Origin of the sequence: Collinsella aerofaciens (assembly GCF_019131995.1) — a bacterium.
Classification (GTDB): domain Bacteria; phylum Actinomycetota; class Coriobacteriia; order Coriobacteriales; family Coriobacteriaceae; genus Collinsella; species Collinsella aerofaciens_S.
Window position 1 is genome coordinate 13,783 of the sequence record NZ_JAHONA010000014.1, and the last position, 14,726, is coordinate 28,508.

15 protein-coding genes are annotated in these 14,726 nt (G+C 58.9%); 13 read left to right on the forward strand and 2 right to left on the reverse strand.

Going from position 1 to position 14,726, the window contains the following annotated elements; all coding sequences use genetic code 11:
• Positions 1–46: 46 nt before the first annotated feature.
• The 13 genes from murC to KSY82_RS05965 all read left to right on the forward strand — a co-directional run bounded on the left by murC (position 47) and on the right by KSY82_RS05965 (position 13,075).
• Positions 47–1,465 carry a UDP-N-acetylmuramate--L-alanine ligase gene (gene murC, locus KSY82_RS05900; RefSeq protein ID WP_055286074.1) on the forward strand — a complete coding sequence of 473 codons (1,419 nt, stop codon included), beginning with the start codon at positions 47–49 and terminating at the stop codon, positions 1,463–1,465.
• 5 nt (positions 1,466–1,470) lie between these two features.
• Positions 1,471–2,382 carry a UDP-N-acetylmuramate dehydrogenase gene (gene murB / locus KSY82_RS05905; RefSeq protein WP_006234257.1) on the forward strand — a complete coding sequence of 304 codons (912 nt, stop codon included), beginning with the start codon at positions 1,471–1,473 and terminating at the stop codon, positions 2,380–2,382.
• Positions 2,383–2,806: 424 nt separating this feature from the next.
• Positions 2,807–3,595, forward strand: coding sequence for a cell division protein FtsQ/DivIB (locus KSY82_RS05910; RefSeq protein ID WP_022094490.1), 789 nt, complete (start codon positions 2,807–2,809; stop codon positions 3,593–3,595).
• A gap of 199 nt (positions 3,596–3,794) precedes the next feature.
• Complete coding sequence (gene ftsZ, locus KSY82_RS05915) at positions 3,795–4,949, forward strand: cell division protein FtsZ (RefSeq protein ID WP_022094491.1); 1,155 nt, start codon at positions 3,795–3,797, stop codon at positions 4,947–4,949.
• 210 nt (positions 4,950–5,159) lie between these two features.
• Positions 5,160–5,960: a purine nucleoside phosphorylase YfiH/LACC1 family protein gene (locus tag KSY82_RS05920; RefSeq protein WP_217750576.1), complete on the forward strand. Its 801-nt coding sequence runs from the start codon at positions 5,160–5,162 to the stop codon at positions 5,958–5,960.
• Positions 5,957–6,793: a phosphate ABC transporter substrate-binding protein gene (locus KSY82_RS05925; protein WP_055251678.1), complete on the forward strand. Its 837-nt coding sequence runs from the start codon at positions 5,957–5,959 to the stop codon at positions 6,791–6,793. Before KSY82_RS05920 ends, KSY82_RS05925 begins: the two co-directional genes overlap by 4 nt.
• Position 6,794: 1 nt before the next feature.
• Complete coding sequence (pstA, locus tag KSY82_RS10380; protein ID WP_254881742.1) at positions 6,795–8,630, forward strand: phosphate ABC transporter permease PstA; 1,836 nt, start codon at positions 6,795–6,797, stop codon at positions 8,628–8,630.
• A 12-nt stretch (positions 8,631–8,642) separates the two neighbouring features.
• Positions 8,643–9,446 (forward strand): phosphate ABC transporter ATP-binding protein PstB, encoded by an 804-nt coding sequence (pstB, locus tag KSY82_RS05940; protein WP_006234249.1) that lies wholly within the window; start codon positions 8,643–8,645, stop codon positions 9,444–9,446.
• A 92-nt stretch (positions 9,447–9,538) separates the two neighbouring features.
• Positions 9,539–10,396, forward strand: coding sequence for a phosphate signaling complex PhoU family protein (locus KSY82_RS05945; protein ID WP_006234247.1), 858 nt, complete (start codon positions 9,539–9,541; stop codon positions 10,394–10,396).
• Between the two features lie 119 nt (positions 10,397–10,515).
• Entirely contained in the window at positions 10,516–11,253 is a 738-nt protein-coding gene (locus tag KSY82_RS05950; RefSeq protein ID WP_217750575.1) for a YggS family pyridoxal phosphate-dependent enzyme, read from the forward strand.
• 60 nt (positions 11,254–11,313) lie between these two features.
• Positions 11,314–12,036: a cell division protein SepF gene (locus tag KSY82_RS05955; RefSeq protein WP_022094497.1), complete on the forward strand. Its 723-nt coding sequence runs from the start codon at positions 11,314–11,316 to the stop codon at positions 12,034–12,036.
• A gap of 36 nt (positions 12,037–12,072) precedes the next feature.
• Positions 12,073–12,339: a YggT family protein gene (locus KSY82_RS05960; protein WP_488212537.1), complete on the forward strand. Its 267-nt coding sequence runs from the start codon at positions 12,073–12,075 to the stop codon at positions 12,337–12,339.
• A 61-nt stretch (positions 12,340–12,400) separates the two neighbouring features.
• On the forward strand, positions 12,401–13,075 hold the full coding sequence (locus KSY82_RS05965; RefSeq protein ID WP_217750574.1) for a DivIVA domain-containing protein: 675 nt from the start codon (positions 12,401–12,403) through the stop codon (positions 13,073–13,075).
• A 166-nt stretch (positions 13,076–13,241) separates the two neighbouring features.
• On the opposite strand, the gene KSY82_RS05970 is transcribed toward KSY82_RS05965, so the two are convergent.
• Positions 13,242–13,772 carry a nitroreductase family protein gene (locus KSY82_RS05970; RefSeq protein WP_138339888.1) on the reverse strand — a complete coding sequence of 177 codons (531 nt, stop codon included), beginning with the start codon at positions 13,770–13,772 and terminating at the stop codon, positions 13,242–13,244.
• Between the two features lie 286 nt (positions 13,773–14,058).
• Positions 14,059–14,682, reverse strand: coding sequence for a DUF47 domain-containing protein (locus tag KSY82_RS05975; protein WP_217750573.1), 624 nt, complete (start codon positions 14,680–14,682; stop codon positions 14,059–14,061).
• Positions 14,683–14,726: the final 44 nt, after the last annotated feature.

Here is a 14,726-nt window from a genome sequence, read left to right on the forward strand (position 1 = left end):
AGTTAACGGGTTACAGGCAGTGTTTACGCAAGGAGTACACGAGCACATGGCTGATTCCCAGACTGCAACCTCCGCGCCCGAGTTTAAGAGCGCCCACTTTATCGGTATCGGCGGCGCCGGCATGAGCGGCATCGCCCTCGTTCTTCACGAGCGCGGTTATGCCGTTACCGGCTCCGACCTTAAGACGTCACGTTATATCCGCCAGCTTACCCGCGCTGGTGTGAAGGTGCATGTGGGCCATGAGGCCGCCACGATCGACGAGGTCAAGCCCGACGTGGTTGTTGTCTCCACCGCTATTCCGGAGTCCAACCCTGAACTCGTGCGCGCTCGCGAGCTTGGTATTCCCGTGTGGCCCCGTGCCAAGATGCTCTCTGCTTTGGGCCACGGCTACACCACCGTCGCTGTTGCCGGCACGCATGGCAAGACCACCACGTCTTCGATGTGCGCCACCATGCTCGACCGCATGGGTCTGGATCCGAGCTTCTTGATCGGTGGCATCGTCGAGGGCTATGACACGAACGGCAAGAACGGCTCGGGCGACTACTTTGTCGCTGAGGCCGACGAGTCCGACAGCTCCTTCCTGTTCCTGAACCCCAACGTGGTCATCGTGACCAACGTCGAGGCCGACCACCTCGATCACTACTCGGGTATCGAGGAGATCGAGGCAACTTTCGCCAAATTCATGAGCCTGGTGGGCGAGGACGGCACCGTCATCGTCTGCGGTGAGGACCCGCATCTGGTCGAGCTCGCCAAGTCGACGGGTCGTCACGTGCTTTCCTACGGCTTTGCCGAGAGCAACGACATCGTCTGCATGCACCCGGATGTCAAGGGCATCCAGAGCGATTTTATCGTTCGCTTTGAGGACGGCACTGAGCACGCTGTGGAGATCAAGAGCAATCCCGGTCGCCACAACATGCTCAACGCCACGGCGGTGCTCACCGTCGCCCATGTCCTGGGCCTTGACATCGACGCCGCCGCCAAGGCGCTCTCGAGCTTTGAGGGCGTCCGCCGTCGCTTTACCCACGTGGGCGATATCGATGGCATCACCGTGGTCGATGATTACGGCCATCACCCCACCGAGATCAAGGCGACGCTTGCTGCTGCTTCGTCGCTGGGCTACAAGCACGTCGACGTCGTGTTCCAGCCGCACCGCTATTCGCGCCTGCAGGCCCTGTGCGACGACTTTGCCGATGCATTTGCCAATGCCGATAAACTGCTGCTGATTGATGTGTTCTCGGCTGGCGAGATGCCCATTCCGGGTGTCACCTCTAAGATGCTCGCCGATACCGTGCGCGCCAAGCATCCTGGCAAGGAGGTCGTGTACTGCTCCAGCCGTCTTGAGCTCAATCAGGAGCTCGAGCAGATGGTGGGCGAGGGCGACCTGCTGCTCACTATGGGTGCCGGTGACGTTACGACCGTCGGTCCCGAGTTCATTGAGTATCTGACTGCCAAGAAAGACGCTTAAGTCTAATGGGTCTGTTTAACGCCGTCATGGCGCTCTCGGGCATGATCGACACGGATGTGATCGAGGACGAGCGCCTTGCGCGTCATACGAGCTATCGTATCGGCGGCAAGGCCGACCTCTTTGTGACGTGCCATAGCTATCATGCCCTCCGCCGCGCCGTGGCGGTGCTCGATCGCGAGCAGGTGCCGTGGGTCATCATCGGCAAGGGCTCCAATCTGCTGGTTGCCGATGGCGGTTATCGCGGCGCCGTCATTTCGCTCGGACGTGAGTTTCAGCGCACGGTTGTTGCCGATGACGGTTGTACGCTGACGGTCGGTGCGGGCGTGATGTTTGCGCGCCTGGTCAACGATGCCCTGTCGCGTAGCCTCTCGGGCCTTGAGTTTGCCGTTGGCATCCCTGGTTCGGTTGGCGGTGCTATATCTATGAATGCCGGCACACGGACCGAGTGGATTGGCTCGCTGGTTGAGGATGTCGTAACGTTTGACCCGGCATCCGGTATCAAACATTATGCGGGGTCCGAGATCACTTGGGGCTACCGCGAATGTAGCCTTCCCCGCAATGAGATCATCCTCGAGTGCGTGCTCAAGCTTAAACCGGCGCCCAAGGCCGACATTCGCGAGCGCATGGAGCGGTACCTGACGAGGCGCAAGCGTACACAGCCCATGGGTCGCGCATCCTGCGGGTCGGTCTTTCGCAACCCGCCCGATGCGAGCGTGGGCAAGCTTATCGAGGATTGTGGATTAAAGGGTTTTTCGATTGGCGGCGCGGAAGTTTCGCCCGTTCACGCTAATTTTATCGTTAATAACGGAACTGCCTCGGCCGATGACGTTGCCGCGGTTATCAGACATGTGCACGGAAAGGTGAGGGAGGCGTATGGCATCGAGCTCAGACCGGAAGTTAAATTCCTCGGCTTCTAGAGCATCGAAACCCACCTTCCGCCGCGCCGGAGGGCGTTCCGGCGCGCCTGCCAAACCTCAACGCAATATCGTCGCGCACTCTAAGCCTGTCGGGCATGCTCGACAGACCAGTCGTCCGGTTGTCGGCTCGCAGCTCGGTAATCGTCCGGCCGCAAAAAAGTCCTCGCGTCCCTCGGTGACGTCAAAGCCTGTTATGGGCGCCAAGCCTGCCCGTCCTATGGCAACTCCTAAGCCCTCGACAGGAACTAAGGCGGCGCGTCCGAGTCGCACGCTGGGCGCATCGAAACCGCGCTCGCTGACATCGGTGCCGGCTACCGCCAAGAAGCCTTCGGGTAAAAAAGGCGTCAACCCGTTGTCTTTACTTAGGGCGATGGCAAATAAAACATCAGACGCCGCTTCTGTCGTTACAGGCAAAGGCAAAATCGTGGGCGGCGTTTTGGCCGTCTTGGCCGTGCTCGTCGTCGTTGCTATCGTGGTGATTAACTCTGGATTGTTTACCGCCACTGATATTCAGATTCAAGGCAGCGAGCATGTGACGAAGCACGATGCTATCCAGCTGATCGATTTGCCCGAGGGAACGTCGCTTTTTAACGTCGATCCCGACCAGATTACCGAGGACCTCAAGCAGAACCCGTGGGTCTCGGGCGTGGATGTCCAGCGTCAGTTCCCACATACGCTCATCATTACGCCGATGGAGCGCAAGGTCATTGCAATTGCCTATATCAGCTCCGATGACCTTGCCTGGGCCATCGGGGATGATGACACCTGGATCGCCCCGCTGTCGACGTCGGTCGAAGTGGATGACCAGGGCAACGTCATCACGACGGGGCAGGGCTCAAATACCCTGACCGGCATTGATGCCGCGCTGGCGCTCGCTAAGCACTATGGCGCGGTGTTGTTGACTGATGTCTCGGCGGATGTCGCTCCGGTTTCCGGCCAGGCAGTGAGCTCCAAGGCCGTTAAGGCTGGCTTGGATTATGTGCGTGGTTTTTCGAGCGAGTTCTTGGGACAAGTCAAGGATATTTCCACGCCTTCGGTCGAAGCCATCTCGGCAAACCTTAATAACGGCATTGAGGTGTCGCTGGGCGATTCGAACGATATCGTCAAGAAGGAGCGCGTAGTCACCAAGCTGCTTTCGCAGGTAGAGGGCGTAACGTATATCAATGTGCGCTCTCCGGGTAACTATACATTTAGGAACGCTCCGACCTCGTAGCGCTGGTTGATGCTTTGTTGAGGGGCCATACCACGCCGTTTATCTGGTTTGTTTGGTTTTCACGGTCAATTATTTGACTGATACGTTCATAATGTGCAAACATAATACGGTTTACCTTTGCATTTACTTTCAACCTGAAGGTTAATGTGCGCAGGGGTCGACCCATGCTATGGCTATAACCTTTGTTCGGAGGACCGACATGCACGAGACAGAGATCAACAACTACCTTGCCGTCATTAAGGTGGTCGGCGTCGGCGGCGGCGGTACCAACGCGGTCAATCGAATGATCGAAGAGGGCATCCGCGGCGTCGAGTTTGTTGCCATCAACACCGATGCTCAGGCACTCGCGATCTCTGATGCCGATATCAAGGTGCACATCGGCACCGACCTTACCCGCGGCCTGGGCGCCGGCGCCAACCCCGAGGTTGGCCGCAAGGCTGCCGATGAGTCCCGCGACGACATTGCCGAGGCGCTCGCTGGTGCCGACATGGTGTTCATCACCTGCGGCGAGGGCGGTGGCACCGGTACCGGCGCTGCTCCCATCGTTGCCGATATCGCGATGAACGAGGTCGGTGCGCTGACCGTCGCCGTCGTGACCAAGCCCTTCACCTTCGAGGGCCGCAAGCGCAAGAAGAGCGCCGAGGAGGGCATTAAGACCCTCTCCGATTGCGTCGACACCATGATCGTCATCCCTAACGATAAGCTGCTCGACATCGCCGAGAAGAAGACCACCATGCTCGAGGCCTTCGCGATTGCCGATGGCGTCCTTTCCCAGGGCACCCAGGGCATCACCGACCTCATCACCGTCCCCGGTATCATCAACCTGGACTTCGCCGATGTTAAGACCATCATGAAGCAGGCCGGTACCGCCATGATGGGTATCGGTACCTCTTCTGGGGACACCCGTGCCGTCGACGCTGCCCAGCAGGCCATCTCCAGCCCGCTGCTCGAGAGCTCCATCGATGGTGCCACGCGCGTGCTGCTCTCCATCGCCGGTTCCAAGGACCTGGGCATCCAGGAGATCAGCGACGCCGCCGACGTTGTCGCCAACGCCGTCGACCCCGAGGCCAACATCATCTTCGGTACCGTTGTCGACGAGTCCCTGGGCGATCAGGTGCGTATCACCGTCATCGCTACGGGCTTCTCCGACTCCAACGTCAACCGTCAGGACGAGCTCTTTGCTGCTCAGCAGTCTCAGAGCAAGGCCGCTGCCTCCGCTGAGCCGCAGCGCACCGCTCCTGCCACGAGCCCGGCTCAGGCCGCTCCGACCCGCAACGTCGGTGGCACCGAGCTTCCTAACTTCGGCAACGATCAGTTCGAGCTTCCCGACTTCCTGAAGCGCGGTAGCTTCTAAGTCGTTCTTTGCATTGTTGTGCGCAGGGGCGTGTCCGTATGGACGCGCCCTTTTTATTTCGACTTTGTAAACTAGAACCTCCAATCTCTTTACGTTCCCTTTACGATTGCCTCCAGCGCAGCAGGTATCCTTTTAGAGAAGTATGACAGCCGTATAAACGCGGGCTGTAGCGGCGATGCCGCGGTACTTGTGTTATTAGGAGGCTTTAGTATGGCAGCACGTGCGGACAAAGTTTCGCGTGTCGACCATGATGGAGTTACGTTGGTGGAGGGCGCGACATCCGATGTTCGCTTTGCCTTCACCGAGCGCGCCGGTGGCGTTTCCGAAGATGCGTACTCCTCACTCAACTTGGGCTCGCATGTTGGCGATGACCCCTTTGCTGTTCAAGAAAATCGTCGTCGTGCGCTCGAGGCTATGGGTGCCGCCGAGTGCGAGCACAACCTGCTCGTTCCCAATCAGGTCCATGGTGATCATATCGTTGCGGTGACCTCGAACGGCGCCGATGACCTTGAGGACGTTCGCGAGCAGATTGCCGAGGGCTGTGATGCCATCGTCTGCACGGCGTATAACGTGCCCGTGCTGCTCTGCTTTGCCGACTGCGTTCCCGTGGTGCTGGTGGCCCCCGGCGGATTTGCCGTGGTGCACTCCGGTTGGAAGGGCACGATTGCACGTATTTCCGCCAAGGCGTGCCAGGCGCTTTGCGATGCTGCCGGTTGCGATGCGAGCGACGTTTCCGCCTATATCGGCCCCCATATCTTGGGTGACGAATATGAGGTATCCCAGGAACTCATGGATCGCTTTGCCGCCGAGTTCTCTTGCATCGATGCGAATACCTCTCGCATGCTTGATCTTTCCGCTGCCATTCGCGAGGCGCTGGTAGATGTCGGTGTCGACGCGGATAATATCGTGGATACCCAGCTTTCGACCGTGCGTCAGAACGACCGCTTTTATTCCTACCGTAACGAGGACGGCACCTGTGGGCGCCATGCTGCGATCGGCGTGATGCTATGAGAAAGATCGTATCGGTCCTGAGCGCCGCTGTGCTTACGCTTACGCTGTGCGCCTGTTCTTCGGGATCTTCTACCTCTTCCATTACCGTGGCCGGCTCCACGACCTGCCTTCCTATCGCCGAGATTGCGGCCGAGGGCTTTAAGGAGGAGACCGGCATCGACGTGCTCGTTTCCGGTTTGGGTTCTTCCGCTGGGATCGAGGCCGTCAGCGCCGGCACGGCCGATATCGCCAGCTCCTCCCGTGGACTCAATGCCGACGAACAGGATCTGGGCCTGACTCCCATCGTCATTGCCCACGACGGTATTGCGGTCATCGTGAACGACGACAACCCCGTCGATAACCTCTCGACCGAGCAGCTCCGCGATATCTACGCCGGCAAGATTACCAATTGGAAAGAGGTCGGTGGCGAGGACCTGAGGATTCAGGTCATCAACCGAGACGAGGCGTCCGGTACGCGCGAGGCCTTCCGTACCATCGTGATGGATGGCACGCCGTTCGATCGCCGCTCGGCTGTTCTTTCGGGTACGGGCCAGGTGCGCGACGTGGTATCTCGTTCGCGTGGGGCCATCGGCTACATTTCGCTGGGCTTCGTCGATAGCCTCAACGCCAAGACCTCGGTCAAGGCTGTCTCGGTCAATCATGTTGAGGCGTCCGAGAAGACGGTCGCGAGTGGCGGCTATCCCATCTCGCGCGACCTTTACTTCTTTGTGAAGGGTGCGCCTTCGCAGCAGGCGCAGGATTACATCGACTACGTGACGTCCGAAAAGATGGACAAGCAGATTCGCGAGGCGGGCTTTATTCCCGTCACCAACGACGAGAAGGGGAGTGAGTAGCATGGAAGCACAGGAAAACTCCCAGACTGAGCAGAATGTTCAGACGCCCAAGAAGCGCGAGCTGGCGCTCGTATCGCGCAGTACCTATATCAAGGAGAAGGCGCTGCAGTGGATCTTCTTTGCCTGCGCGTTCTTGGCGGTCGTTACCGTCATCCTGATTTTTGTCTTTACCACGTACTCGGCGCTGCCCGTCTTTACTGACATCGGTCTGGCTGACTTCTTTAGCTTTACGTGGGCGCCTTCCGAGGGCCACTACGGCATCTTGTCGCTGCTTGCCGGCTCGGGTCTGGTGACCGTCGGTGCGCTCGCCATGGGCGTGCCGCTGGGCGTGGGTACGGCCGTTTACCTGGTCGAGATTGCCAGCAAGCGCGTGCGCAAGCTCATCAGCCCCGCCGTTGACCTGCTGGCGGGCATACCCTCCATCATCTACGGCTTCTTTGGCATGATCATCATCCGCCCGTTTATCGCACAACTGACCGGCGGCCTTGGTTTTGGTGCGCTGACGGCGTGGTTTGTGCTCGCCATCATGATCGTCCCTACCATCACCACGCTCACCATCGATGCTCTCAATTCCATTCCCATGGGCATTCGCGAGGCATCGTATGCCATGGGCGCCACAAAGTGGCAGACCATCTATAAGGTCGTGCTACCTGCCGCGAAGCTGGGTATCGTTGATGCCATCGTGCTGGGTATGGGCCGTGCCATCGGCGAGACCATGGCCGTGCTCATGGTCGTAGGTAACGCCCCGGTTATTCCCGACAGCATTGCGAGCCCCATCTCGACGCTCACGAGCCAGATTGCGCTCGACATGAGCTATTCCTCGGGTCTGCACCGCTCGGCGCTGTTCGGCATGGGTGTGGTCCTGTTTATCATCTCCGCCACGCTGGTGGGTATCGTCCGTCTGATTTCCAAGAAGAAGAGGGGGCAGGCTATGTCCGATTCCGTTGACACGACGGTCGATACGACCTCGTCGCGCGAGCGCATCAAGCGTGCCCTTTCCCACGGCAAGAAGGGCCGCATCAACAAGGACCTGTCCAACAAGATCATGCTTGGCGTGTTTCGTGCCGCTGCCTACATCACCACGCTGGTGCTGGTCGCTATCATCGCCTACGTGGTCATCAACGGCCTGCCACACATCTCGCTCGACTTTATCTTCGGTTGGCCCCAGGGCGTCAACGCCGAGGGCGGAATTTGGCCCACGATCGTCTCGACCGTCTACGTGACGGCGCTCGCCATGCTTATCTGCACGCCGATCGCTGTGCTGGCAGCCGTCTATCTGGCCGAGTACGCCAAGCAGGGCAAGGTCGTCGAGCTCATTCGCTACGCTGCTGACGCTTTGGCCTCGGTGCCCTCCATCGTTATGGGCCTGTTTGGCTACGCCTTGTTTGTCGAGGCTATGGGCCTGGGCCTTTCGATGGTCTCGGCCGCTCTGGCGCTCGCGCTCTTGATGCTTCCCATCGTCATGCGCACCACCGAAGAAGCCATTCGCGCCGTTCCGCGCTATATCCGTTGGGGTGCGTACGGCCTGGGCGCTACCAAGTGGCAGGTCGTCTCCAAGATCGTGCTTCCTTCGGCCTTTGGCCGCATTGCCACGGGCATCGTCCTTGCCATCGGCCGTGCCATCGGCGAGACCGCCGTGGTGCTCTACACCATGGGCCAGGCCATCAATCTACCTATTTCGCCGCTCGATTCCGGTCGTCCCATGACCGTTCACCTGTACCTGCTTGCCAACGACGGCATCAACATGAACGCAGCCTACGGCACCGCGCTCTTGCTGATGGTGATCATTTTGGCTTTCAACCTGTTTGCGCGCTTCCTGTCGCGCAAGCGTCGCTAGTTAAGGAGTCCCATGTCCGTTTATCAGTCCGCTCCCGCGTTGGAGCAAGCGGCCATTACGGCCAAGGATTTCAACTTTTGGTACGGTGACTTTCATGCGCTGACGGGGCTTGACCTCAACATCGCCAAAAACGCCATCACCTCCTTCATTGGCCCTTCGGGCTGCGGCAAGTCGACGTTTTTGCGCTGCATCAACCGCATGAATGACCTGATTGAGGGCACGCGCGTCGAGGGCACCATGACGCTCGACGGCAACGATATCTATGCCGAGGGTGTCGATCCGGTCGATCTCCGTCGTCGCGTGGGCATGATCTTTCAGCAGCCCAACCCTTTTCCCAAATCCATCTACGAGAATGTCGCCTTTGGCCCTCGTCTGCAGGGCGTGACTAGCAAAAGCGACCTCGATGACATCGTGGAAGAATCGCTCAAGCGCGCCAACCTCTGGAAAGAGGTATCCAATCAGCTCAACAAGGATGGTTTGGCGCTCTCGGGCGGTCAGCAGCAGCGTCTGTGCATCGCGCGCGTGCTTGCGGTGCAACCCGATGTCCTCCTGATGGACGAGCCCTGCTCCGCCATCGACCCCACTTCCGTCTCTAAGGTCGAGGATCTGATGGCCGAGCTGGCGCCCGAGATGACGATTATCATCGTCACGCATTCAATGCAGCAGGCAGCTCGTATCAGTGACTACACCGCGTTCTTCTTGCAGGAAGTTGCCGGCGAGCCCGCTACGCTCATCGAGTATGGTCAAACCGACGCGATTTTCACCAGCCCGGTGGACTCGCGGACGGAAGACTATATCACCGGCCGCTTTGGCTGATCGGTGCGACTAGTCCCAAGCCGATCGGATCTGGTCCGGTGCGTATTCACTGTGCGGGCGGCATGACCGCACCCAACTGATTGGAGTGAACCATGCGCAAACTGTTTTCCCGTCAGCTCATCGAGGCCCGTCACGAGATGCTGAGCATCTACGAGGCCGTCGATCTGGCCCTCCACGATGCCGTGAAGGCCTATGTGACCGACGACCGCAAGCTCGCCACCAAGACCAAGAAGCGTACGCTTTCGATTGACGCACGCTGCGCCAACCTGGAGGCCGTCTGCTACAACCTGATTGCCACGCAGTCACCGGTCGCCTCCGACTTCCGCTTGCTGCAGACGATCATCTACGTCGACTTTAACCTGCAGCGCATGACCGATAAGGTTCGCCAGATTTGCCGCGCCACGCGTCATATGATCAAGGCCGACATCTCGCTGCCCAAGGAGCTTGTCGGCACGGTCGAGGCCGAGGCTGAGGCCGTCTACCAGGTGCTGGGCTCTTCGCTTTCTGCGCTCGTCACCAACGACATGTCCATCATCTGCAACTTGGCCGTCGAGGACGAGCCAGTGCACGCCGCCTACGAGAAGTTCTTCCGCACCTTTAACCGCATGGACACGGGCGATTTTATGGACGACGACAGCAACTATGACGACCTGCGCCGCGCCATCATGGTATCGCGCTATCTCGATCGCATCGCCTCGATTTCCATCGATGCCGCCTGCCGTCTGACCTTCCTGTTGACCGGACAGCGTATGACTGCCGGTGATATCGCCTGCACTGATGAGGATGAGCTCGAGAGCATGCGCGTGCCTTCGGGCGAGGGTGTTATCATGAGGCCCGCCGTCGATGCACGCTACGTTGCCAAGGTGCCCGTTAACGAGGTCAGCGAGGGTCTTCGCTACCTGCTCGATCATCTTGAGGATGAGGACGATGGCGAGGACGACGAGGAGTAAGTAACCCCGTTCGTCGAAAGATTGTAAATACCTAAGTGAGCGCGGCCTTGCACATGCGGGGCCGCGCTCTTGCGTTAGCATGGGACTACTTGTTTGGCTGTCAGCGGAGGCGATTGGCAATGGATAACTATTTGGACTTGATGCGCGCTCGCCGCGAGCAGATTCTGGAACGTTTTTATGCGGCGCTCGATCGCGCGGGCCGTCCCCACGACGCCGCGCGCCTCATTGCCGTGTCCAAGACCGTTGGTGTCGATGAGACCGTTGCCGCCATCCAGGCGGGGTATCGCCATTTTGCCGAGAATCGCCCGCAGGAGCTGGTTCGCAAGCTCACAGGTTTGGCGGAGCATCCGGAGCTGCCCGAGGTGCGCTTCGATATGATCGGCAACCTGCAGACCAATAAGATCAATGCGGTGCTGGGCTCAGCCGAGCTGATTCACTCGGTGGGTTCGCTGCATCTGGCGCAGGCGATCTCGAGCCGTGCTGCCCGCAAGATTAAGGCAGGCGAACTCGCCGGCCCCCAGCGTGTGCTCATTGAGGTCAATGTGAGTGGTGAGGAGTCGAAGGGAGGCTTTTCGCCCGATGAGATTCGCGCCGCCGCGGGTGAGCTTGCGGAACTTGAGGGAATTTGCGTACAGGGGCTTATGACTATGGCGCCCCGGGGGAATAAGGATGTGGCACGCCGCACCTTTGCGGGGCTTCGTGAGCTGAGGGATGAGCTGGAGGCGGCGCATCCCGATTTGAACCTGCCTGAGCTTTCCTGCGGCATGAGCGAAGACTTTGAGCCTGCCCTTGAGGAGGGCTCTACGCTCGTTCGCCTGGGCAGGGTAGTATTTAGCCCGGAGTTTGCAGTAAAATAAGGCTCTGAAGTGCGCACTGATTATCGGGGCGCCTGCACTAAACCGCGAGAGGACACAACCATGGGCTTCCTTGACGAGATTAAAAATAAGATGCACCTGGGCGGCCAGCAGGGTTACGACCAGGGTTATGGCCAGGACGACGACTACGGCTACGATGATGGCTATGACGATGGCTATCAGGGCAACGGCTACAGCGGTGCTTCGGGCGAGGGCTTCTACACCCAAGACGAGCCGAGCAACGGCCTGCTTGGTCAGACGCGCCGTGGTGAAGCTGAGTCGGTTGCCGTGTATACACGCTCCGGGCAGCTGGTCGGCGATGACTCCCGCCATGCCACGACGTATAACCCGCCTTCGCGCTCGCAGGACAGTGTTGCGAGCGGTTATCGTCCTGGTGCCTATGACACGCCGTCGAGCTACGCCGAGAACACCCGCGCCCGTGCCGCCGCTGCGCCTGCGCCTGCACCGAGCGATGCCTCGGCCTATGCGAGCAATATCATCAACGCCACACCGCAGCTGCCGGCCTATGTCCTGCGCCCCGAGAGCTATGACGACGTGGAGACCGTGGTGCGCCGCGTTCGCACCAAGCAGCCTGTCGCACTGATTTTTGTGGGCGTACGCACCGAAGTTGCCAAGCGCGTCTTGGACTTCTCTTACGGCTTTGCCTGCGGTCTGGGTGCCACGGTCAAGGAGGTGGGCGACCGCGTGTTCATGGTGCTGCCCGCCGGTTGCGAGGTCAAAGATTCCGATCTCAAGAAGCTTCGTGCCGACGGCTACCTTAAGTAAAGACAAGACGAGGAGATTCCCATCAACATCTACACTATCGTCCAGCTGGTCAATACGCTGTTCAACTTCTATTCCACGCTCATTGTCGTCTACTGCTTTATGACGTGGATTCCCATGAAGCAGGGTGGTTTGCTTCAGGATATTGCCGCGGTGCTTGATAGCGTGTGCGGTCCGTGGCTCAACCTGTTCCGTCGTTTCATCCCGCCGATGGGCGGTATCGATTTTTCGCCGGTCGTTGCGATTATTGCGTTGCAGTTGGTGCAGAGGCTGGTTCTGCAGCTTCTTATAGGTATACTCGTGTAGAACTGTCTTAGTAACTTACGTCGGGCGTGTAGCGCCGAGGCGATGAAAAAGGAGACTTGTTATGGCTATTACCCCTGCAGACATCCAGGCTCAGACTTTCTCTGAGGCCAAGCGTGGCTACGATCCTGCTGAGGTCGACGTCTTCTTGGAGACGCTGTCCTCTGAGGTTGACGCTATGCTCGCTAAGATCGTCGACCTTAAGGGTCGTCTGACTGCTACCGAGCAGCAGCTTGCCGATGCGCAGGCTCAGCTTGCCCAGGCTCAGGATGCCCCCGCCCAGGCCGTTCCTGCCGCCCCCGTGGCTGCTCCCGCCCCTGACTTCTCCGCTCAGGAGCGCCAGATTTCCGCTGCCCTGATCGCTGCCCAGCAGACCGCTGAGACCATCGTCAACGATGCCAATGAGAACGCTGAGCGTATTCGCAACGAGGCTGACGCCAAGGCCCGCGAGGTTATCCGCCAGGCTCTGACCGAAAAGCAGGCTGAGCTCGAGGAGATCGATCGTCTCAAGGCTTCTCGTGAGGAGTTCAAGGCCGAGTATCTCAAGCTCATCCAGCACTTCATGGACGATGCCCAGAACTCCTTCCCGGCCGACCTCATGGCCTCCACGCCGGTCGGTTCTGCCGCTTCTCCTGCGGTGACTTTTCCCGCCGAGCCGCTGCCCGTCGCTGACCCGGTTGTCCCCGTGGCCGATCCCTTCGCCCCGATCGACAACTTCGCTGCCGACGACCTGGACTAACATTCGGCCTACAATTTAGTGCCTAGAAAGGACCCGCAGCTTGCGGGTCCTTTTTTATGACTGTACCGGGGCGCGCAACATAAAAAACCGAGCCCTGCACATAGTGGCGCAGAACTCGGCGAACCGGTGAGCGGTCAAGGATAGGTTTTAGGGCATGTCCCAAAATCTACTTGAGGAGGAAGTCGGAGAGGGGAATGGTACGGGCCTCGCGATGCTCGGAATCGGCGATGTGGTCGGCAGGATATCCGCAGACGAGCATGTGATAGGGATAGACGCCCTCGGGCAGGTTGAACTGCTCCTGTGCCACCTCGGGCTTAAAATGGCATACCCAACACGTTCCCAGGCCCTGCTCGGTGGCCTCCATCATCATCTGATCGCACACTATGGACGTATCGATTTCACTGGAATTCATCTGGTCATACGGGCGCACCCAAGCGTCTTCGGTAACGCTACAAATAAGGAAGATGAGCGGAGCGCCAAAGATAGATCCATCACGAGCAAACCGAGGCTGACAAGCAGCAGCCTTCTCCAGAAGCTCAGGCGTATCCAGCACCATCACACGAGAAGGATGATTATTACAAGCAGAAGGAGCAATCCGCCCAGCCTCAACAATGGCATCCACCACAGCCTGCTCCACAGCCCGATCTTCAAACTCACGACAAGAATACCGACCCCGAGCCAGATCCAAATAAGACATACAAGCCCTCCAACAATTATAAATCAAACAAACCCAAAGTAACTCAAACAGTACCCAAAGCAGCAATCAGCCAAACGCTCATCGAGGGCCAAAGTGTCCGAACGGATACCAAAGGTCCCTTCAGCCAAACCCCCATTGCGCTATAACTATCAGCCAAAGTTCCCAATGGTGGTACGTAAGGGAGCGGGCCCGGCCACTAATAACCTTTTGAACGACTCTGCTTGCAGCCGGAGTGAAAAAGGTTATTAGTGGCCGGGCCCGCGACCGCCGGGACACGTACCCCCAATTAACTGTTCTTCATGACAATCGAATCCACAACATCGGCCACATTCTCGCAGCAGTCGGCGCAGTACTCCAGGAAGGCGTAGACGTCACGCCAAGCGATGACCTCGAGCGGATCCTTGCCGTTAACGTGCAGGTTGCGCATGGCGTTGATGTAGAGCTCGTCGGCCTCGGACTCGATGGTGTTGATCTGGATGACCAGCTCGCGCAGCGTTTTGGACTTGCGGTAGTTGGGAAGCTCGACCATCAGGTCTTTCATGGCGCGGCAGGCGTCAGTCACCTTGTGGGCGATGACGATGGCGTCGGGATGGATGCTCTGAATGTTGGTGAAGTAGACGCGCTGCACGACGCCCTCAATACGGTCGAGCACGGTGTCGAGCGCGCAGCTCATCAGATCCAGATCCTCGCGCTCGAGCGGGGTGATAAAGGCGGTGAGCAGGGCGTCTTCGAGCTCGTGGTGCTTCTTGTCTGCCGCATGCTCAATCGCATGCATCTTATTGAGCATGTCGTGAATCTGCGAGGGATCGAAGTTCTCAAAAATCTTGGTGAGCAGCTCTGCGGCCTGGACGGCGAGGTCGGCGCAAGCGACGTAGTTGTCAAAGTAGAACGAATCGGGTTTCTTTGCCATGGGTGGGTCCTTTCGAGGCGAAGACGGGTGGGCGAAGTGTTGCG